This is a genomic window from Planctomycetaceae bacterium, from assembly GCA_041398825.1.
Classification (GTDB): domain Bacteria; phylum Planctomycetota; class Planctomycetia; order Planctomycetales; family Planctomycetaceae; genus F1-80-MAGs062.
Genome location: JAWKTX010000012.1, coordinates 16,166 through 38,339, shown reverse-complemented (window position 1 = coordinate 38,339; position 22,174 = coordinate 16,166). Strand labels below are relative to the sequence as shown.

16 protein-coding genes are annotated in these 22,174 nt (G+C 54.3%); 9 read left to right on the top strand and 7 right to left on the bottom strand.

The annotated features are described in order from the left end of the window. Nucleotides 1-139 precede the first annotated feature (139 nt). Nucleotides 140-2,071 (top strand): hypothetical protein, encoded by a 1,932-nt coding sequence (locus R3C20_20015; GenBank protein ID MEZ6042792.1) that lies wholly within the window; start codon nt 140-142, stop codon nt 2,069-2,071. A gap of 274 nt (nt 2,072-2,345) precedes the next feature. Here R3C20_20015 and R3C20_20010 read toward each other — a convergent pair whose 3' ends face one another. The 5 genes from R3C20_20010 to R3C20_19990 all read right to left on the bottom strand — a co-directional run bounded on the left by R3C20_20010 (nt 2,346) and on the right by R3C20_19990 (nt 7,385). Next, complete coding sequence (locus R3C20_20010) at nt 2,346-2,741, bottom strand: DUF1801 domain-containing protein (GenBank protein MEZ6042791.1); 396 nt, start codon at nt 2,739-2,741, stop codon at nt 2,346-2,348. A 178-nt stretch (nt 2,742-2,919) separates the two neighbouring features. After that, on the bottom strand, nt 2,920-3,165 hold the full coding sequence (locus tag R3C20_20005; GenBank protein MEZ6042790.1) for a hypothetical protein: 246 nt from the start codon (nt 3,163-3,165) through the stop codon (nt 2,920-2,922). Nucleotides 3,166-3,796: 631 nt separating this feature from the next. After that, on the bottom strand, nt 3,797-5,224 hold the full coding sequence (locus R3C20_20000; GenBank protein ID MEZ6042789.1) for a DUF1501 domain-containing protein: 1,428 nt from the start codon (nt 5,222-5,224) through the stop codon (nt 3,797-3,799). 87 nt (nt 5,225-5,311) lie between these two features. After that, on the bottom strand, nt 5,312-6,235 hold the full coding sequence (locus R3C20_19995) for an alpha/beta hydrolase (GenBank protein MEZ6042788.1): 924 nt from the start codon (nt 6,233-6,235) through the stop codon (nt 5,312-5,314). A 214-nt stretch (nt 6,236-6,449) separates the two neighbouring features. Further along, entirely contained in the window at nt 6,450-7,385 is a 936-nt protein-coding gene (locus tag R3C20_19990; protein MEZ6042787.1) for an SRPBCC family protein, read from the bottom strand. Between the two features lie 343 nt (nt 7,386-7,728). Between R3C20_19990 and R3C20_19985 the strand changes: the two genes are divergently transcribed. From R3C20_19985 to R3C20_19970, 4 genes are all read left to right on the top strand, one after another. Beyond that, on the top strand, nt 7,729-8,595 hold the full coding sequence (locus tag R3C20_19985; GenBank protein MEZ6042786.1) for an alpha/beta hydrolase-fold protein: 867 nt from the start codon (nt 7,729-7,731) through the stop codon (nt 8,593-8,595). A 194-nt stretch (nt 8,596-8,789) separates the two neighbouring features. Further along, on the top strand, nt 8,790-9,740 hold the full coding sequence (locus tag R3C20_19980; protein ID MEZ6042785.1) for an ABC transporter ATP-binding protein: 951 nt from the start codon (nt 8,790-8,792) through the stop codon (nt 9,738-9,740). Nucleotides 9,741-9,947: 207 nt separating this feature from the next. Beyond that, nucleotides 9,948-12,293 (top strand): ABC transporter permease subunit, encoded by a 2,346-nt coding sequence (locus R3C20_19975; protein ID MEZ6042784.1) that lies wholly within the window; start codon nt 9,948-9,950, stop codon nt 12,291-12,293. 463 nt (nt 12,294-12,756) lie between these two features. Next, nucleotides 12,757-14,097, top strand: a complete 1,341-nt coding sequence (locus tag R3C20_19970) for a DUF1501 domain-containing protein (protein MEZ6042783.1) — start codon at nt 12,757-12,759, stop codon at nt 14,095-14,097. A gap of 102 nt (nt 14,098-14,199) precedes the next feature. Here the strand turns inward: R3C20_19970 and R3C20_19965 are convergent, their stop codons facing one another. Both R3C20_19965 and R3C20_19960 read right to left on the bottom strand, forming a co-directional pair. Beyond that, nucleotides 14,200-14,361, bottom strand: coding sequence for a hypothetical protein (locus R3C20_19965; protein MEZ6042782.1), 162 nt, complete (start codon nt 14,359-14,361; stop codon nt 14,200-14,202). A 159-nt stretch (nt 14,362-14,520) separates the two neighbouring features. Continuing rightward, entirely contained in the window at nt 14,521-14,889 is a 369-nt protein-coding gene (locus R3C20_19960) for a hypothetical protein (protein ID MEZ6042781.1), read from the bottom strand. Nucleotides 14,890-15,394: 505 nt separating this feature from the next. Between R3C20_19960 and R3C20_19955 the strand changes: the two genes are divergently transcribed. The 4 genes from R3C20_19955 to R3C20_19940 all read left to right on the top strand — a co-directional run bounded on the left by R3C20_19955 (nt 15,395) and on the right by R3C20_19940 (nt 22,160). Next, nucleotides 15,395-16,714 (top strand): DUF1080 domain-containing protein, encoded by a 1,320-nt coding sequence (locus tag R3C20_19955; GenBank protein MEZ6042780.1) that lies wholly within the window; start codon nt 15,395-15,397, stop codon nt 16,712-16,714. 200 nt (nt 16,715-16,914) lie between these two features. Continuing rightward, a complete protein-coding gene (locus tag R3C20_19950; GenBank protein MEZ6042779.1) occupies nt 16,915-17,526 on the top strand; it encodes an SUMF1/EgtB/PvdO family nonheme iron enzyme in 612 nt (203 codons plus the stop codon). Between the two features lie 113 nt (nt 17,527-17,639). Next, a complete protein-coding gene (locus R3C20_19945; GenBank protein MEZ6042778.1) occupies nt 17,640-19,577 on the top strand; it encodes a sulfatase in 1,938 nt (645 codons plus the stop codon). Between the two features lie 156 nt (nt 19,578-19,733). After that, nucleotides 19,734-22,160: a sulfatase gene (locus R3C20_19940; GenBank protein MEZ6042777.1), complete on the top strand. Its 2,427-nt coding sequence runs from the start codon at nt 19,734-19,736 to the stop codon at nt 22,158-22,160. Nucleotides 22,161-22,174: the final 14 nt, after the last annotated feature.

Below are 22,174 nucleotides of genomic sequence, written 5' to 3'. Positions count from 1 at the left end.
CCTGTTGAGAAACGGGACTGGATCAAGCAGGAGACCTGAACACTCGATGGTTTCCGGTCGTGCTGCCAGCCTGTCCCGGTTTTTCAACGGACGGTGAGTGTCATAGCTGATTCGTACCTCTGCATTCGGTGAGACAAGAATGAAGATTGTCGGGACAAACGATGTACGGCGCTGGTTTCGCGAGGCAAGCGGTCTGGCTGAGTTCACCAGAGGCATCGGCGCGACTGGTTCTGGTGCGATGGACTGTGAGCTTGGTGTACCGGATCACCTGCAGTTCCTCATTCGCCGCCTGGTTGCCGATCAGGGGCACGAAATCCCCGCCACGGCGCTGGATTCCATTCCCTTTTACAGCTTGTGTAAGGGATTGTTTCTCCCGCTCTCGATGCTTGATCCGGCCCGAACCGCTTCGATGTTCGGTATCCGGACAGTGGCTCCCCCCGACACTGCGGGCCGTGAAAAACTGCTGAAGGAATTCCTGAACAAAGACGTCGGTATTTCGCTGCCGGAAAAGATTGGCTGCATCCTGGGCGATGTCTTTCAGGGAAAACGAAGCAGTGTCCGCCGTGACAGCCTCGTTCAGCTCTTCATGACTATGAAGATGATGTCGCGTCGGGATTGTCTGGATCGATTGACTCAGGTCGGCGATATCGCCGTGATGTTCGCTGAATTACCCAGCGAGATTAAGGGTGAGATCCCGTTGACGGCGGGCGAAGTCATCCGAACGCTGCGCTACCTTCCGAGTGCTCGCAGAACTCAGAAGTTCCAGGTGCTGCGATCGTTGTACCGCCGCTGCGGTCGACTGGAATCGTATTTTCTGACGCGACTGATTCTGCAGAAAGCCGGACTGGGATTCGAATACCAGGGGACCGTCATTGCACGATTGCTCGCAGAACAATTCGGCGTTGAAGAGGAACAGGTCGGACACGCCATGGCTCTGACCGACGCATTCAAGGTTGCGCAGGTGCTGATTGATGAAGGGGCTGAGGGACTCAGAAAAATCCAGCTTCAGCCATTGGTTCCCGTTCGCCCGATGCTGGCCGGTGGAATCACAAATGACTTGAAAGACAGCGAATTCCCGGTCTGGGTCGAACGAAAGTACGATGGAATTCGACTGCTTCTGCACAAGTCGACGGATACTCGCGGCTCTGTGCTGTGCGGGGCCTACACGCGAAATCGTGGCGACTGGCTGGAACAAATCAGTGGACTGGATGCGTCCATCCGCTCCATCCCCGCGCATAACTGTATCGTCGACGGAGAATTGTTCGGAACGATTCTGGATATCGAAGAAGGGATGCGCCCAGCAACAGTCTACGAAGTTTATGCCGCCCTTCAGGGAGAATCCGCTCAACCGGTCACGTTGAGGTTTGCGGCCTTCGACCTGCTCTATCTGAACAACATGGACATCACCAGTCAGGCACTTCAGCAGCGGCGTCAGTATCTGATGAATCTGCTTGCTCCGCTGACGCAACGGCAGCTTCCCATTCCCATTACGGTATCCGAAGGGCAGATGGCAACCGGCCACGAAGACGTCAATCGGCTGTTTCAGCATTTCAGAAGCCAGGGCTACGAAGGCATTATCTGCAAACAACTGAATGCGCCCTATCGCCTGGCCTCGCGCGATCCCGGCTGGAAAAAACGAAAACCCGAAATCACGCTCGACCTGGCAATTCTGGGAGCCACCCAGGCGGTGACCACCAGGGAGAATGCCGGAATGTTTGGTTCCTACGTGATCGGAGCCCGAAACGCGAAGGGCGGCTTCGACTTTGTCGGCGACGTTGCTGGTATCGACCGCGTCCGTGAACAGGAAATCATTCGGGAGATCATGCAGAACGGATTAATGACAGGTCAACGGATCGAGCGCCCAAGCGCCTCCGGGGCCAGACCCGGCATCGCACTGAGACCCCATGTTGTGGTGACCGTGCGATTTGAAGGAATCGCGCGTGATCAGACCACCGGCGCGCTTAGTCTGCGAGATCCAAAGCTGGTCGTCATTCGTTCAGACAAGCCAGCCATGGAAGCAGACACAACGATGGATATCCAGGAAATGTATCTCCGACAACGCGTCGGCTGACACACGCGTCCGCACGCAAACGAAATGCGTGTTGCATTGCCCTGACGATTTCCTCGAATAAAGCAGGCTTCTACGCCAAGAAGGCCACTTCTCCGTCAACTCACAGATCGATGGTCCGAAGATGGCGCAATCCAATCCACAGTGACACCACTTGGGACTTCATCCTTCGCACGTTGGATTCTTTGTTCAGCGAGTTGCCGGATCTGTTGAAGGTGGTCCTGGGGCGCCCGTCACAATTGAGCTCCGCAGGCGTTTCTGCCTCAGTTGGCCGAACTTATTGCAATCGAACCAATTGCCCTTTCCGCTTGGCAACATTCTTGTAGTCCCACTGTATTGATTTCGATTTCTTCAGCCAGCGTTTGAGGTCCGTCAGCCTCATATCTTTCGCGAGACTGAAGAGGATCGAAGCATCCTTGAATTTACCGGTTCCGGGCTGAAGTTTCTCTTCCTCAAAGCTTGCTCCACTCCAGAACATCAGTCGGATGCCTCCTTTCTGTTTGCTGTAGCCGACGATTGGATTCCCGTCGAGAAACCAAACAGGATGCCGATGCCAGATCCTGCTTTCCGCTTCAGGAAGGTTGTCTGAAATCGTAGTCGCAAGGATCTGGCAGATTGAACGTTCTTCTTCGTTTGTTTGCGACGCGTTGTAAGTTTCGATATCGGATTGCATAAGCCTGGCCAGTAAGAGTACAAACGGCACGATGTGGCCGAGACACACGCTGATGAAACGTTTAGATCTGACCGCCTGCGTGCGACGTTGTGCGTAGAATGATCAGTCGTAGCTCAATTCTCGGCCGGACCCGATCAGCCTGGCTGAGTCGACTTCTGTTTCTGCACATCCGGTCTGCTTAAGTCTCTGTCCGCCGCTTAATCTCAGCCGCGATCTTCTGAGGGGCGATGTTTGTAATGGCAGCGCTTGTCAGTCCCAACGCAATGGTCGAGATGAAGACAGGAACGTTGGATTGCCAGTAACCAAGGACCACCCATACTGTGATGATCACTCCCCAAATACTCCCAACGAGCAGCTGAAGTCTCCTCGCGTCCTTCAGCTTTTGATTTAGCTCATCGTCGGTCATCTCTTCAATACTGGACATCGCTCTTCCCGTGGATAATACGAACCTTTAAAGATTAACAGACCATTGGAATTCTGTGCCGAACGGATGATTGATTCTTTTCGTGGACATTCCTTCGGCCCCGGGGTGCGTTAACGAGAGAAACGAACCACAGGTGGCGAGTTGCCATTGAGTCGGTTGGGCGACGACTGCGGTGCCCATCCACATGTCATCTGGCTGGCCGCTGCCGCTTGCCATCTGAGCCTCCGGCCGCGCTGAATAGCTAACCCACCGAATCCGTCGGAGTCTATGCACTCCGCATTCTTTTCCAAGCTCCGGTAACGCAGGAAATCCTGACAAACAGCCAGGAAATCGATCGCTGATTCAACCGTTCCGCCCCTGTGGCTTTAAAACGTGCCACGGCACGAATCCACGTCAGACTCTCGGCCTCTCGGCCCCACCCACCGAGCTACAGTTTTCACCGCCGGGCCCAACTTCGGTGCATGCAATTGATGATTGGCATTGGGGTGCAGGTCGAATGACAACACCCGCACGCCAGCGGACGTTTCACATGCGGGGCGTCTTGCGGGCAGCCTCTGGAAGAGATTTCACCGGACGTTCAGATGCTTCTCCGCCAGATCAAATGACTCAGCAGTTCCGTCGACCAGGCGACTCAGCCGAAGAGAGGTGCAATGACTTGACCATCACAGATTCGAACCGGGCGGTTCTGAAGATCGTGGTACAGTGAATCCGGCTGGATACCGAGCGACGAAAACATCGTGGCCATGATATCCCATGGACCATAGGCTTCGGTTCGGGGATAGGCTCCCTGGGCGTCCGATTCACCAACACAGGCTCCTCGTTTGACCCCGGCACCGGCAAACGCCACCGAGTACACATCGCTCCAGTGCTTCCGACCCGGGGAAGCGCCAGCAAAGCGTGGCTCCAGTGCCACCAGCGGAGCGCGTCCGAATTCGCCCATGCAGACGACAAGCGTGTCGTCCAGCATACCCTGCTGGTCCAGGTCTTCGATCAAAGCAGAAAAGCCATGGTCGAAACGTGGCAGTAGATGATTCTTCAATCCTTCGAAGATGTCATTGTGGGTATCCCATCCGTAAAGGTCGGTATTCGCGGGATCGATGTCCTGTCCACGATTGTTGTGGCTCCAGATAACAGTCACCAGAGGGACGCCTGCCTGCACCAGTCTCCTTGCCAGCAGACAAGCCTGACCAGAACGATTGCGGCCGTAGCGATCTCGCAGCGCCGCCGGTTCGCGGGACAGGTCGAATGCGTCGCCGATGTCGGGACGCGACAGCATGTCGAACGCCTGATGATACAGCGTGACCTTCTCCTGGCCGACGGGGTTTTGCCGCAGCGATTCCATTCGATCTTCGAGTGATCGAAGCAAATTTTCCCGCTGCTGCATCCGACTGGCGCCAAGGTCCGGGCGACGAATCAGTGATGGAATCGGCATTGAACCCAAAGTCACATCACCAAGTGTCAACGGATCAAACCCTTTGCCCAGATATCCCCCAAACTGACCCGGTCCAACCACCAGCGGAACCTCTGCCGGACCATTCAAATGAATGGCCGTTTGCGGAAACTCCTGGCTGGGACGCACCCGTTGCAGCACGGCGCCATGACACGGCAAATCGTCGGGGGCTGGCAACGGATTTGATGATTTTCGGCGGTGATACCTTCCGGTCATAGACAAGTAGAACGCCGATCCATGATCCCGATCTTCATGCGACATCGTGCGCAGGACGCAGATCTTGTTGGCAATTTTGGCAATCTGCGGCATGTGTTCACAGAAATGAATCCCGGGAACCGCTGTCCGAATTGTTCTGAATGCTCCCCGCACTTCCACCGGTGCATTGGGCTTTGGGTCCCACATATCAATCTGGCTCTGGCCGCCACTGGCAAACACAACGATGACAGATTTTGCGCGGCCAAATCCAGGCGGTTTCACCTGTGGCTGACCTGCTTCCGCCGCCAGTGTGCGACTACGGCCAGCGGACGCCAGGGCAGCCAGTGCGGTCAGCCAGTCGCGACGCGATTGCGCTGTCGATGATGTCGCACGGTTGTCTGGCGAATGAATCATACGATTGGGCAAGCTCTGGCAATCACTGGCGGCGATCAGAAATTAGACACTGGCTGGTCATGGTACTGGCTGGTGATTTGATGAGAGCTATTCGGATTTCTTCTGCCTGTCCGATTTTTTCTTCCGAGCAGATTTCGCTTGTGGATCAGTCTTCGACGTCGTAGCAGGTTCCGGCACCGGAGAAATCGTTGGAGGACCAGTGATCCAGCCGAGAGAGTTCAGAAACTTGTCCGTTTCGATCAGTGTTTCCGTGAAGTAAGGATCATTGTTGAAGAATCCGTGTCCCGCACCTTCGTACACGCGTGTATCGCAGCGAACACCGGCGGCCTTCATATCGTCTCTGAATCGGTTCAGCACGTCGACGGAAATCAGCTTATCCATATCGCCAAGGAAGACGATTGTTGGCGGGGCAGTGCCGGCGATATTGTGAGCGGGAGAAAACTCTTTGTACCGATCACCCACCCGATTGTGCCCCCATTCACCAGGGCCGTTGTTAAAGACCGGGTTGAACAGCACTAACGCGTCCGGACGGCAGGAGACACTTGTGTCGTCGGCTGGATCGTCCAATCCGGGAACCATTGCGGTGAACGATGCAAGATGACCACCGGCCGAACCTCCTGCTGCGGCAATTCGACCGGGATCAATACCCAGTTGGGCCGCATGCTTTCTCACATAACGCATCGCAGACTTCGCGTCAGCACAGCAGATTTCCGGCAGCCCGGGTTTGGACCTGTCGATGGTGCGGTAACGCACCCGAATCCCAACCAGACCACGCGTCGCCAGGTATTGACTCTGCTTTTCGAACTGTGCCGGACTTCCACCAACCCAGCCACCACCAAAATAAAACACGACAGCCGGACGCCTGTCGGCGGCATTCCAGTCCTGCGGTTTGTCGACGTAAAGATTCAGCTTTTGGTCACCCACCGTCTTGTAGACCAGCTGTTCTTCCCCGTGGACTGCGGCATTCACGCTTAAAGCTAGAATGCTGGCAATCAACATACGTGATTGCATTGGAATTGAATGGTTGCCCATCTGTCCGCCCGTCTGTTGCCTGTGGTAATGAAAATCCATCCTGCCCGAGATGAGCCGGACTTCAAATGCTCGCGCGGCAAGACGCCAGTTGAACGACGCTCAGCCCTGTCTATTCTCTACGGATCACACCGCTGGATTCAAGCAACAACAAGTTACAATCGTGCATTGGTCATCGGCCATCAGCACAGATCTGTTATCTGAGAGGCAGGTAGATGTCCGTCTTTAGTTCTGACTCGGGAGATTCCGGAGGCGTCGTGCGATAGATTTCATAGGTTCCACAGCGTTGCTGTTTCAACTTGCGGTACCGCGTGACCTGATTCGCAACGCTCCACGCATTTCCAAGGTGTCGGTAGCTGCCGATGTGTTCGACCCTGAATGATTCTGCTGAGCCAATGGACCATTCTTTCAGTCCGGATGATGCGGGAACATCAGCGTCGGCCGGAATGACAAAGCCACTGATGTATTCGAACACTCCTTTCGACATTCGAAATTTTGTGTAGACCGAGATCGCCGGACCGTTCATCGGCAAACCGTGAGAACGAAATAATTCGCGAGCCTTCTCAAAGGCAGCCTCCATCGAAGGGCCAACAGTTTCGACCTCGCACGTGCTGGAGACTCCAGCCATGCGAAGCGGTTCTGTTTGCTGCACACCATGCTGAATGACTTTTGAAGGAATTGATCCCGTTTCAATCCAGTCTTTAAGCATCTTCAGCCCGCGCGAATAATCCATACTGATGAACGTTTTCATCATTGGAATCATCCAGAACATAAACCATGGCATGCTCCCTTCCATGTACCAGCTGAGCATTGTTCCGGTCGCTGTTGGCTCCAGCAGAAACCCGACCCTGGCCTGAGACTTGAATGGCTTGAGGAACCGAATTTCATCTTCGATCCGCGAATACGGGACCAGTTCCTTGTGTTCCACTTCGCCCTGGCCCGTCAATTCACCAACCCAGGAATACACAGAACCTACGGATTTTCCGTCGGACGATACGGTCACGCTGGCGTCGGGTTCCGCGATCAGCCAGGGCGACCAGACTGTCCATGTCCCGAAGTCCGCGACGACTTCAAAGACTCGGCTGGTATCAGCCTCTATCTCGATGGATCGAACAATGCTGTAGGCTGGCATATCTAAACCCGATTCTGATGATACGGATGTGGGTGATGTGAATCCCTGGCAGACGGCGCCATGGAATCGTACCTGCAGAAGACCGGGGTTGCCAGGACAATTGCACTCCCGGAATGACGATAGTTGTGGAGTGCTGGCACTGCCCCCCCGGCAAAGTCAGCCCCACGCACATTGTGATCCCGAACGATCCACGCTACCGTTCGGTGAGATCGCTTCCGGGGCTGTGTCATTCTTACTGGGCGTCGTCTTGCTAATGACGCTCACGTTCCCTGGAACCCATTTCTGAACTGCCGCCAATTCGTGCACCGGGTTTCACAGAAGCCACTTTTGAAGAAGTCGAACGATGGTTGTTTTCCGTTTCGTAATCTCATTCATTCTCGCGGTCGATTTGTCCCTCTCGGCCTATTGCCGCGCGGGAGAAATACGAACTCACACGTTGCGTTCTACGAATCAGGCTCGGGAAACCAGTGTTCGTGTATTGCTGCCGGATCAGTTGGAGGAATCTGTATCTTATCCTGTTGTGTATGTTCTTCCGGTGGAAGCAGGAACGACCACCCGATGGGGCGATCCCGTTCAGCAGGTACTTCGGAATGATCTGCACAACAAGCATGGTGCCGTGTGCGTGTTTCCTTCGTTTGCTGATTTGCCATGGTACGCAGATCACTCAACGAATCCGCAATTGAAGCAGGAAGCCTACCTGCTGGAAGACGTACTGCCATTCGTTGAGTCCAGCTATCCAGTTATCACCATGCGGAAGGGGCGATTGCTGGTTGGATTCAGTAAGTCGGGGTGGGGCGCGTGGAGCCTGCTGCTGCGTCACCCCGATACATTTGAAAGGGCCGCCGCTTTCGACGCTCCGCTGATGATGGACAGATCGGGTCGTTATGGATCAGGACCGATATTTGGAAACGAAGAGAACTTTCGAGCGTACCATGTTGCGGATCTGCTTCGGCAAAGGCAACGTACCTTTCAATCTGAGGCCCCTCGACTGATGTTTTCAGGCACAGGAAACTTTGCCGGCGAACATCAGCGCATGAAAGAACTGCTTGACGACATCTCTTTTCCGCATGTGCAGATCCCCGGCCCGCCGCGCGAGCATTCCTGGGGCAGCGGATGGCTACCGGAAGCATTTGAATGGTTGCTGCCCGTGTCATCCCAGCCCGTGTCAGGTAAACCGGCGTCCGATGAGCATCCTGCGTCTGGTCACTGAATCCTGCGCTTGGTCACTGAAATCCTGCACTTATTCACTAAAGTGATGGCGAGCGGATGACTCGTGAAAACAGGAATTCAAAGCATTCTCGTTGTGTCAGAGTCCAATTATTGGCCCACACAGGCGAATATGCTGGCTGAACATCCCGGACAACTGCAATTCGTTTCCGTCGGAGCGTACGAGTGACTTCATCGATGATGATCGAAATTGATCATGTAACCAAGACCTACAGGTCGGGAATCTTTCGACGAAAATCATTTCAGGCGTTGAAGGGTGTTTCTCTGCAGGTGCCGCGTGGCAGTATCTACGGTCTGCTCGGGCCGAATGGGGCTGGAAAGACGACGCTGATCAAGATTCTTCTTGGCATCATTCGCAAATCCGGTGGCAATGCCATGGTGCTTGGACATCGTGCCGGTTCGATTCAGGCGCGGCGCCAGATTGGCTACCTGCCGGAAAATCACCGCATTCCACGGCACCTGACCGGATTTTCAGCTCTGGAATACTATGGCGGACTCAGCGGTCTGGCTTCGTCTGAAATTCGTCGACGGACACCCGAATTACTGCAACTGGTGGGACTGAACGGCCGGGGCGCAGAAAAGGTTGCGGGGTACTCCAAGGGAATGCTGCAACGTCTTGGCCTGGCGCAGGCAATGCTGCATCAACCGCAATTAATCATCCTGGATGAACCCACCGACGGTGTGGATCCGGTTGGGCGCAAAGAGATTCGCCAGGTTCTTCAAAAGCTGGCCGCGGACGGGACGACAATCTTCCTGAACAGTCACCTGCTGCAGGAGATCGAACTCATTTGCGAAAGTGTGGCCATTCTGACGGAGGGCGAGGTTCGAAAGACCGGCAGCGTTCGCGAACTCAAAAGGGCTCTCTCTGATGCTCCCGTTCAGATGCAGCTCACCGGCGCGGAAGAAGACATTGTGGGTGCCATCGGGCATCGTGACGGGTACAGAAATCAACAAGTCGCGGAAAACGCGTGGCAGTGTGAAGTACGAATTGCCAGTCAGGCAGAACTCGATCAGATCGTCGATGAATTGCGAGCCAGACACATCAGTATCTGGCAGATGGGACGTCGCGAGTTCACCCTGGAAGAGGCTTTCCTGGAAATTGTCCGCACAACTGGCAACTCCGGATGACTGGTGCTCCGGATGACTGGCAGCTCCCGAGGTGGGTGGTGGCATTCTCGCTGGCAGGGTGCCACAAGACATGGTCTGTCAGACGATCGGTGAATACGAATGTCGGAAATTGCATTCGAACTGAACTGCTTTGGAACTGGAATGTCCGAAAGGTGTTTCGGCGGATCGTCGAGCGACACCATCTCCTGATGGAAACTCATTGAACCCATGCGTGCATTCATCGCCATTCTTAAAGACTCCTTCCGCGAAGCCATGGCGTCACGAGTTCTGTGGATCGCACTTGTGGTGATCGTTGTGGTGCTGCTCGCGCTCTCGCCGATTGGCCTGCGCACAGAACGCAGTCTTCGACTACGACAACAGGAGCTCAAGGATCCCGAACAGCTTGTCCAAAGCCTTGCTGAACCTGGGGCTGATCTTGCGAATCGTTCTGCAATCGTTCATCTCAGGAATCTGTTGAATGAAAACGACAGCGAACGACTGAAAGCCTGGACCAGCAAAGAAGAATCCGAAAATCGCGGTACAAATCGACGCGGCCGTGGATTACGCCGCGACATTGTCGAAATGCTGAACAGGCTTCGGGAAAACGAATCGTTTTATGACGCTGAGGCGTTCTCTTCGCTGAACCTTGACGAAGAGATCGTCGCCCAACTGACTGCCGGAGAAACAGAATCAGATGACTATTTGTTTGCATCACTGACGACGCTGGCCAGAGTGTTTCCGGAATCTATTCAGCTGAAAGACGACCCCGCAACGGTTGTGACCTATCTGGGAACAGACATGACCGATCCGGTCGATTTGCTGCCGTCTCAGTTCCGGATGGCCATGGACGGAATCATCGTTGGGGTGTTGTCCGTCTTTCTGGGATTCTTCGGCATCTTTGGTTCGCTGCTGGTCACCGCCTCTATCATCCCGCGCACCTTCGAACCGGGCGAAATCTCACTTCTGTTAAGCAAGCCGGTTTCTCGCACTCTGCTGTTCCTCACCAAGTTTCTTGGCGGATGCATCTTCACGTTGCTTTGCGCGACTTTGCTGGTCACAGGAGTCTGGTTGATTCTTGGATCGCGACTGGGCGAGTGGCGCACCGAGCTATTGTGGTGCATTCCGGTCTATGTCTTCCTGTTCGCAATTTATTTTTCTGTCTCAGCCGTCACAGGTGCCATCTGGCGAAACGCAAATGTATCTCTGATCCTGGTCATCGTCTTCTGGATCTGTCTTTTCGTTATCGGTGCGACGCATGGATTCATGTCCGAGAATATCATCAAGTCGCAACGGATCATTGAGATCACTTCGGCGGGGAACCAGTTGATCACAGTCGATGGAAGTCGCAGCGTCTTTCGATGGGATGAGGACAGAAAAGACTGGGAAGAAATCTTCAAATCGGACGGGCAGGGAATGCCTCGGATTCTCCAGCGACTCATGATGTCAGGCGTACGATTCCTGCCAGTCTACGACTTTCGCAACGAACGAATCATTGCACTTCAGACGCAACCCTCTCGATTCGGAGGCTTAAGCGCAGCAACCGTGGTGTCCGGGAGTGAATTGGGAGGATGGGAAAGAGAATCCGAAGGGACGACACCTGGCCCGGTACTTGATTTGCTGATCGACAAGACCGGTCGAATTCTTCTTCCCGCCAGCGGCGGTATCTATCAGTTCAACAGTCGTTCGGACGAACAAAAGCAGACGTCTGAATATCTGAGCAAAGTGACTTTCGGGCTGTTCAACGGAAAGTCGTCCGACGCCTTCGTCGAACTGCAGACCGAAAAAATTCCTCGGTGGACGGCAAATGCATCCGCTTGTCTTGATGCCACCACCGGCCAGATTCTGATTCTGGACGAAGGTACGGTTCATACGTTCGTCAGCAACGAAGAAGGAAAGTATGACATCGGGCCAACACGCGAAATTCTGAAAGATGCCAGCGGGCTCATTGCCTGTACGGGCAACGTGGCGATGGCAGCATTTTCTGACGGGACAATCCATCTGCTGGATTCTTTGTCACTCGAAACAATTGCAGAATCAAAGCTTCCGGATGACGGACTGCCCCTTGTGGTCACATCTGACCGCATTGGCAGGACCATGGCTCTTTTATCGCATGATGGCCACGTTGTGTTGGCGGATGTCGAACAGAAGACGCTCATGGACTGGAAGAGCAACTGGAATGGTCGCGTCTCGGCCATCGCTTTTGATAATTCGGGACACCTGCTGACAAGTGATGGACGAAAGACCGTCATGGTGTGGGATGGAACGCAACAGCTCACCGATCAAACAAAGTCGGGGCACCCTGGCTGGACATTTCCGGTTTTCGATTACGTTGTGAACCCTTTGCACAGCATTCTGCCGCGACCATCAGATATGGACAACGCGGTTCGCTACCTGATCACCGGCGAACGCTCCGCAGTGATCGACGCAAACAACGATGGCCCGGCAAATGCCCATCAGGACCTGCGTAAGGATCGAATCAAACTGGATGTCTGGAGGCCCATCGCAACTAACGCTGTTTTTATCTGCGTTGTCCTTGCCTTCGGTTGCGTTTACCTGAAGTACTACGATTTCTGATTCGTGATCGGCGCACGTTTTGGGCCGCCTGATCAACCTGCTGAATTGAGTTCTGGCACTGCTTCCCCGCAAGAATCCTGCAATGAAATATCGCAGGTCGGTTATCACGCGACGTCCGCACTGCGGTCCCCGGTATCCAGCACACCCCCCGGATACTGCCCGGTGAACATCTGGAAATGCTGCGTATACGGGAGAATCCGCCCATTTTACCCAGTGGTATCCCCTCTGTTTGCGTTGTTGTGTTGATTGTGGCCATCCCGATGGAATACTATGGCAGCGGAATTCCCGGCAAAGATTTGTCTGTCTTCCGTGCGAACATGAAGAAGCGCCGGTGTTTCCCACCTCCAAACCCGACGCGGTCGCAATGACCTGTTTGTTTTGAATCCCACCTGACCTGCCTTCCCGACACGCCACCACGTCGCGCGAATACTCCCTGTGTTCGGCTATTTGAGGAATTCGAGCCATGCTTGACTTCGAACACCAAACTTTTGTGGACTGCGAACGAAAGACTCGCCGAGGAGCCTTGAGAATTGGCGGACTGGCCGGACTTGGGATTTCGTTGCCGGGGTTACTGGCAGGACGTGCGAGAGCAGCGGATGCAGAGGCGCCCTATCGGGATCAGCCAGCCCGTGACACGAACTGCATTCTTGTCTGGACACAGGGCGGAACCAGCCACCACGACACGTTCGATCCCAAGCCCAACGCCCCGACAAGCGTCAAGGGTGAATTTGGTGTGATCGATACGGCGGTGCCTGGCGTGCAGTTCACCGAGATCCTTCCGAACATGGCTCGCGAACTGAATCGGTTTGCATTGCTTCGAAGCTGGAATCCGGAGAACGGAAGTCACGGTGTGGCGGATCAGTTCGCAATGTCGGGCAGAAGGTTCAACGCATCGTTGCACTATCCCACCTACGGTTCCGTTGTCAGTTGGTATAAAGGTTTCAAGTCGGCCCTGCCGCCATTTATTCAGCTTGGTAGTTCGATCGACCATCGGTTTGGTGGCGGTTCATCAGGAATCCTCGGGCTGGAACACAATCCCTTCGAGATTCTTGCTGACCCCAATGGCAAGAACTTCAACGTGCGGGATATCAGTTTTCCAACCGGCGTGAATTCATCACGTGTTGATCGTCGGCAACGCATGCTGACCGCGATCGATTCACTTCAACGGAAGGCAGATGTGCAGGCGGAAGCCTTTGATGCACTGGACGAACATTACAAGGCTGCCTTCAACATGATCACGGCGCCGGAAACGAAGACGGCGTTTCGGATCGAAGAAGAATCAGAAGCTCTCCGGGACAAGTACGGCCGTCACAAATTTGGTCAAAGCTGCCTCCTGGCTCGACGCTTAATTGAAAGCGGCGTGCGATTTGTCACGGTCACGGACGGTGGCTGGGACACACACCAGAATAATTTCAAGACCTTGAAATCCAGCCGCATTCCGCCAATCGATCAGGGTCTGCCTGCTCTGCTGACGGATCTCCAGGAACGTGGGCTGCTGGACAGCACACTTGTCGTCTGGCTGACAGATTTTGGACGCACGCCGAACGTCAATTCGGCCAGTGGACGCGATCACTGGGCCAGTGCGGGATTTGCAGTCATGGCCGGGGCCGGTGTGCCTGGTGGTGCGGTGCTGGGTGCCACCGACGAAGAAGGGGGACGGCCGATTCGCGATGAATACACCACCGCTGACCTGGCAGTCACAATCTACGAAAAACTGGGAATGCCTGCCGACCTCATGGCGCAAGCGCCTGATGGCCGCCCGGTTCGATTGCTCGAAGGTCACCCAATCAAAGAGTGGATGTAATTCGGCAAAGCAAGAAGATTTTCCTTTGGCTGGATCGTCGGAGTAAGTCAGGTTCGTGTTGCTTGCGACATTCTCCAATCGCCCACAGAGTTCATTGTGGGGTCAGTGCTGCCGATCTCTTTGGCCCTGATGGATGGAGGTGTCGATTTGTCCCGACCTGCGAGTGCCGATGGCATCGCCGCGACAGATCTTCGTATCACGCAGTGTGGGCGACTTGCCTGCAGCGTAGCGGGCTGTGGATCTGACATCTACGGAATCGCGCATGTCTGATGTTGCCAGGCATTATCCGGATCGGTGCATCACAGAATACCTGACACCGACGTTCTAAGTGCAATCAGGCCGGGCTGTGTGGCCGTTGGATGGCGACACTGTGATCACCGATGGTCAGATTCAGGGATGCTTTAGCCCTGATCGGCCATCGATCTACGACACACGGTGTGGAAGGCGGATACGAGCAAATCGGTGCCCGGTCGCATCGTAGAACAGAATCTCGTTGGACGGCTCGGCCCAGACGGCCGCCAGTTTGACGGAACGGGGCCCATGCAGAACGAATTGATACCCACAACGATTCCCGTTTTGCATCAATTCCAGTTCGGACATCGGGAAGTGATGTTCGAGCAGGTTTTCTTTGCGGCACAGTGAAATATGCACAAAGTTCTTGAGTTGGTCGAGTGTACGGACTTCAGCGGGAGACTCGATGTTGTTCGAGACACTGGCTGGCGGATACATGCAGGGGTCCAACTTTTCAGGATTTGATGAAGGGGCGGCCTGGGGAAGAGTGGCTGCTGACATAGTGGAATCACCTGAAAACGGACTTTTTTGGTGGCAGAAGATTCAAGCCGTTGAAACGGCTGGGTCTTTGAAATCTGCGGCGAGTCCATTCGTCGTGGAATTCCGTCGAGTGCATCATCGTCCTGAACAGATTGAGGTCTTCTGTAAGAAGAGCCTGCTCGCAACAATCTGCATGGCTGTCTCAGCCGACACGATTTGAAACCAATTCGCTGGAAAATTCGGCGGCATCCGTTTCAAAAGTAAATCCTGCAGAAACGCTGGTAACGGATTTAAATCCGAACCTGCAAATTGATCATGATCGACAAACTTTCAACCTGCGCCCTTTGACAGGCATCGGATCACCACGAATCCTTGAACCCGAAATCGGCGGTAAGCTGACAATTGGAGGCGGTTTCGATAGTCTGTTGCTGCGATGTCGGACTGATCAGGTGAACCTGATCGTGAAGTCCGCTACGCTTGAATCAGATCATGAACATCCCACCTTTATTCCCACCGGAGAATTTCAATGTTGCAAAAGCCGCTGGTGTCGGCCCTCCAATGCCTGGCCGGTTTGGCCCTCACGACCGCCTGCCTTTCGACGGTTTCAGCTGCCCCGCCAGCTGGCTTTCGAAGTTTGTTCAACGGGGAAAACCTTGACGGCTGGTACGGTAAGGTAAGCTCTAACCCTGTCAAATTTGCAGAGCTGCCGGAGGAAGAACGAAAAGCGAGAATTGACGCATGGACAGCCGAAGCGAAAGAACACTGGACCGTAGAAAACGGAGAATTGGTGAACGACGGTAAGGGACCTTATCTGATCACCAATGACGAATTCACGGATTATGAATTGCTGATTGACTACAAGACGGTTGCAAAAGCCGACAGCGGCATTTACCTGAAAGGAACACCGCAGGTTCAGATCTGGGACTACACCGACGAATCCAAGTTTAACCTGGGTGCCAACAAGGGAAGCGGTGGCCTCTGGAACAACAGCCCCGGCGCTCCAGGTAAGGATCCCACCGAGCTGGCCGACAAGGCATTCGGCGAATGGAACAGCTTCCGTATTCGCCAGCTCGGGGCTCGAACAACCGTCTGGCTGAATGGCAAAATGGTTGTTGATCACGCCACGATGGAAAACTACTGGGATCGAAAATCCCCTCTCTCCGCCAAAGGCCCCATTGAGCTGCAAACGCATGGTGGTGAAATTCGATGGCGAAATATTTACCTTCGCGAAATTCCGTCAGACGAAGCCAATGCGATGCTTGCCAAGGCTGGCAACGATGGATTCGATACGATCTTCAACGGCAAAGACCTGACAGGCTGGATGGGCCCTGTGGACGACTACGAAGTCGTTGACGGTGCTGTAAGGTGCAAGCCTGGAAAAGGCGGGAACCTGCTGACCAAAGAAGAATACAGCGACTTTGTAGTGCGGCTGGAGTTCAAGCTGCCGCCAGGTGGCAATAACGGGCTGGCTATCCGTTCGCCCGGCGAAGGAAATCCAGCATATGCGGCGATGTGCGAGTTGCAGGTTCTGGATAGCGAACACCCCAAGTACGCAAAACTCGATCCTCGCCAGTACCATGGATCTGCATACGGTATGGCGGCAGCAGCGCGCGGGTATCTTCGACCGACAGGCGAGTGGAACTTTCAGGAAGTCACGGTGAAAGGCAGCACGATTAAGGTCGAGCTGAATGGAAATGTGATCCTGAATACCGACCTCTCCACAATTACCGACTACATGGCCAACAGCGCGCATCCAGGCAAAGACAGGACGTCTGGTCACTTTGGATTTGCAGGTCACAATGACCCTGTTGAATTCAGGAACATTCAGATCAAATCGCTGAAGTAGAGACAGCGTCAATGTCATTTCAATGCCCGACCGAACACGAAGATTTCGTGTTCGGTCGGCAATGATTCACAACATTGTCGATGCAGCCGGTACCCGGGTCAGGCACCGGTCTGTTTGTGAGTCGATCGTGATTCTGTACCCACTGGATCGACACCAGTGTGCCGGATCTGTGTCTATGTCTGGTCCAGACGAAAATCATCATGATCCATTTGATGAGACGCAACTGGTCAATTCGCACAGCACCGGAAACGAATCGAAAGATCTGTCGTCATCGAGCGAGTTTCAGACGACCCGGTACAAAGCAATCCGACTCCTCGGATCAGGCGGGTTCGGGGTCGTCTATCCTGCAGAAGATCGATGGTCGCACCGACGTCTACAGTCTTGGCGTCGTGATGTCCGAGATGCTTTCCGGAAGAAAACCGTACCGTGCGGCAACACCGATCGAAATGCTGCGCGAAGTCTTGGAACGTGAGCCGCGGCCACTGCGGCAGATCGATGAGACTCTGCTGCCCAACTCTGCCTGGTTTATTGACAACTCCGATATCCCCGGACCGAACCGCTATGACAACGGCCTGCACCCGGTAGGGCAGCTGACGCCGAATTGCTTTGGTTCGTTTGATACTCCGGGCAACGCATTCGAATGGTGTGAAGATGAATTCACAGCTTATGGTCAGGCGATTCGAGAAGAACGCGGCGACGACGCGAGCAGTGAGATTATCGACGAGTCCTTCGCGAAGGCGGATTTGGTTACCGCGCCTATTTCTGCCGATCGGACGCCCGGGCAGATCTGCGTGCCGGTGATCTGGATCTGACCAACGGTTTTCGTGTTGTTCTGTCCCTGTGAATCTGTCCCTGTGAATTGGTTCGCTACGATTCGGTTTCCTGAATTTTGCTCCTGACTCTTGTACCTGTTGAGAATGCATCGATGAAGTATGGACTTGTTTTCGTGCTGGTCTGCATGCGATGTCTGGCGATATCGGCATCGGAAAGACAACTTCCGAATGTTGTTTTTATTCTCGCCGATGACCTCGGATTTAACGACACGACGTTGTACAACGGAACGACTTTCTACGAAACGCCCCATATTCAGCGGCTTGCGGCCCGTGGTATGACATTCAACCGCGCGTACACGCCGAGTCCGCTTTGTTCGCCGACGAGAGCCGCCATTCTTTCGGGACAAAGCCCGGCACGCACAGGCATCACAACACCCGCCTGCCATCTTCCACAGATCGTCCTGCAGAGTACCGTAGCGGAAAAAGCATCTGCCAATAGTCCGGTTGTTATGCCCACAACCGTCACGCGTTTCAGCACCGACTACTATACGCTCGCAGAATCACTTCGCGATGCGGGCTATGCAACCGGCCATTTCGGGAAATGGCATCTGGGAGCAGCTCCGTATTCGCCGCTGGAAAATGGATTCGACATCGACGTTCCTCACTGGCCAGGACCGGGGCCAGCAGGCAGCTACGTGGCTCCCTGGAAGTTTCCGGATTTCGATCCGGATACTCCGGATCAGCACATCGAAGATCGTATGGCTGAAGAAGCGGTCGCGTTTATAGAGCAACACCGGGGTGAACCGTTCTTTCTGAACTACTGGATGTTCAGCGTGCACGCGCCGTTCGATGCGAAGCCATCATTGATCGACAAGTACCGAAAGCGGGTGGATCCCGGAAATCCGCAGCGAAGTCCAACGTATGCTGGTATGGTGGAAAGCATGGACGACGCCGTGGGTACGCTGCTTGATACTCTCGATCGTTTGAACCTGTCGGATAACACGATCATCGTGTTCACCTCCGACAATGGCGGAAACATGTACAACGAAATTGATGGCACAACGCCCACCAGCAACGCTCCATTGCGAGGGGGAAAAGGAAATGTCTTTGAAGGTGGTATCCATGTGCCGTGCGTTGTCTGCTGGCCCGGTCATGTCATGCCTGCATCCCGGAGCGATGCGCTGATTTGCAGTTATGATTTCTATCCGACTCTGCTGGACATGCTTTCGCTGAAGCCTCAGGCAGGGCAGGTATTTGATGGCCGGAGTTTCACCTCGGCGCTGCGTGGCGAAAAATTTGAGCGAGATGCAATCTTTACGTACTTCCCGCACGCGACCCGCGTTCCGGACTGGCTGGAACCATCGGTCACGATCCATCATCAACACTGGAAACTGATCCGTATTTTCCACAGCACTCCCTCCGGAATGCATCGTTACAAACTGTTCGACCTGAATCAGGATCCGGGGGAAAAGAACGATGTGTCATCTCTTCATCCTGATGTAGTCGCCAGACTGGACACAAAGATCGAAGAATTTCTGCAGTCAACCGCCGCCGTCACACCGAAGCCAAACCCGGCGTTCGACCCTTCCAGATACGATCCTTCTGCAGAAGGTGTGAGCACGCCGAAGAACAATGCCGCAAAAAAACGGGTCACCTCATCATCGGGGTCACTGAGCGAAGGAGCCGCAGAATTAAAAGGCTGGAAGCCCAGGAACTGTTCCGCCCGACTTCAGGATGGAGCTCTGCTGGTGACATCAAAGAGCGAAGAAGCATTTCTCGGCATCCCGGCGAATCGATTTCAGGGGCCGGCGAAAGTATCGGTCCGCATCAGATGCATCAACGAAGCCTCCGCGCCCGACCTGAAATCCAGAGTCCAGCAAATTCCATCCGGCAAGGCGAACGATCTGGCAAACGCTCGCGACGTGCCGTACAGCGTTGTACCTGGTGAATGGCAGGAAATCACGGTGGATCTTGATGCCGCTATTCCTTTGGGGATCGTCCGCTTCTATTGCCCGGCAGCGAAGTCAAAGGTCTCCATCGACTGGATTAATATCACTTCCTCCACCCGGACGGAACTCTGGGATTTCTGAACGACCGGATTTCCAGTTCACTGGATTTTCTGAATGCCCAATTGTTTCTTTTCTGAATGCCGCCCGCCTGCCGTAAAGTTTCAGACTTGTCGTCACGCGGCATGGTGTCTTTTCATTCAGGACCTCTATTCCATGTCCATGCAGGACCCAAAATCAATGCTCCAACTTCTGATCAGTGACATTCAGCCCCGCTTTATTGCGGCTCTGCTCCTGGTTTGTTCAACCTCTGCCACAACCGCGGCCGTAATTCGGGATTCCGCGACGGGCCCGGAGGAGGCCGTGAAAGTCGACTGGGAAATCCCAGGCGCATCAGAGGTTTCGGTTCAGGGAAATCGGATCCTGGTTCAAATCCACCAGATGCCACCCAAAAATGAATTGATGATTCCGCGTCTGGTGTGCGTGGTGAATCGCGTTTACTGGAAGGGACAGGAGCCCGATCCCGCTTCACCCATCACAATTGCCGATCAGCCAGGAAGGCCGGCCGATCCCAAAGCCATGATGGTGCAGCCGGAAATCATGGATTGGCGAATCCGGCTGTCGCAGCAACCGGATTCTTTTCCAGCGACTCTTGTCATCGAAACAGACGCGCCTCCGGTTGTCTTCGACCCGAATATCACTTCAAAACCAGACGACAAGGGCGTGATTTCTCTGCCCGCACGCAAGGCATCTGTGCGAGGAGAGAAGCTTCGGTATGAACCACAGCCCTATAAGAACACAGTCGGATACTGGGCTGTCCTGGCGGATTCGCCGTCATGGAATTTCTCCACAACTGTAGCCGGCAAGTACGAAGTGGAAATTCTGCAGGGTTGCGGCAAAGATCAGGGAGGAAGTACCGTTGAACTCCGTGCTGACGATCAAACGCTGACATTCACGGTTGAAGACACAGGGCATTTTCAGAATTTCATCTGGCGAAAACTTGGCAGGATTTCGCTGAAGACCTCAACGAATCATACGCTGCAACTGACAGCCGTGAAAAAGCCCGGTGTCGCGGTGATGGATGTTCGGGAAATCCGCCTGACCCCGGTCACAGATACTGCGGACAGCACGCCAGATCATGAAACCCATCCGGCTGGCCGCCCCAATATCCTGTTCTGCATCGCAGATGATGCGTCGTGGCTGCACATGGGCGCTTATGGATGCAACTGGGTTCAAACTCCAGCCTTCGATCGAGTGGCTCGGGAAGGACTCCTTTTCACCCGCGCCTATACTCCAAATGCCAAATGCGCACCGTCGCGTGCATGCATCCTTACCGGAAGAAACCCCTGGCAACTGGAAGCCGCGTGCAATCACTGGCCCTACTTCCCGCCAGAATTCAGGACATGGGCCGAAGTGCTCGGGGAACATGGTTATCACGCTGGTATGACAGGCAAGGGATGGGCTCCGGGTGTCGCGAAGGACGAAGACGGAAAGCTGCGACAGCTCGCCGGAAAACCATGGCAGGCAAAGAAGAAGCAACCGCCTACCAAAGCTATCAGCAACAATGACTATGCGGCCAATTTCACGGAGTTTCTGAATGCGAATCCGGACGAAAAGCCCTGGTGCTTCTGGTACGGCAGCACAGAACCGCATCGCGGCTACGAATATGGAACAGGCGTATCCGTCGGGGGAAAAGCACTGGCCGATATCGACGAAGTGCCGCCGTTCTGGCCCGATAACGAAGTCATCCGAAATGATATGCTGGACTATGCACTGGAAATCGAGCACTTCGATACTCACCTGAATCGCATGCTGTCTGAACTCGAAGAAAGAGGTATTCTGGAAAACACGATTGTTGTGGTCACCGCCGATAATGGCATGCCGTTTCCACGAATCAAAGGCCAGGAATACGAACTCAGTAATCATTTGCCTTTGGCCATCATGTGGAAAAATGGCATCCAAAAGCCCGGTCGAATCGTCGACGACCTTGTGAGCTTCATTGATTTCGCCCCGACATTCCTCGAAGCAGCTGAAGTTGAATGGCAGCCATCAGGGATGTCTCCTTCTCCGGGGCATTCTCTTGTTAGCAGTATCTTCACCGTTTCGCAGCAGAGTGAACAGGGGCCCCGGCTTCGTGATTTCCTGCTGATCGGAAAAGAACGCCATGATATCGGTCGCCCCGAAGATCAGGGCTATCCAATCCGTGGCGTCGTGAAAGGCGACTACCTATATATCAGAAACTTTGAAACGAACCGCTGGCCTGCCGGAAACCCCGAAACAGGCTATCTCAACTGTGACGGAAGTCCTACAAAGACTGAAATTCTGAACGCACGACGCTACGGTGCAGATACGGCCGGACGCTGGCAGTTGTCCTTTGGCAAACGCCCGTCTGAAGAGCTTTATCTTTTAACCCAGGATCGATACTGCCTGCGTAATCTGGCGGCGGTGCCGTCTTTCGACGACATCCGACAGAATCTGGCAGAAACGATGACGACGGCACTGAAGTCCGAGGGAGATCCCCGAATTCTCGGGCCTTCCGACTATTTCGAATCCATGCCGTACGCGGATCAATCGGGCCTCGGATTCTACGAACGCTGGAAGAACGGAGACAAAGTACGTGCGGGCTGGGTCAATGCTTCGGATTTCGAAACTGAATCCATCGACTGATATCGTGTGCCGGG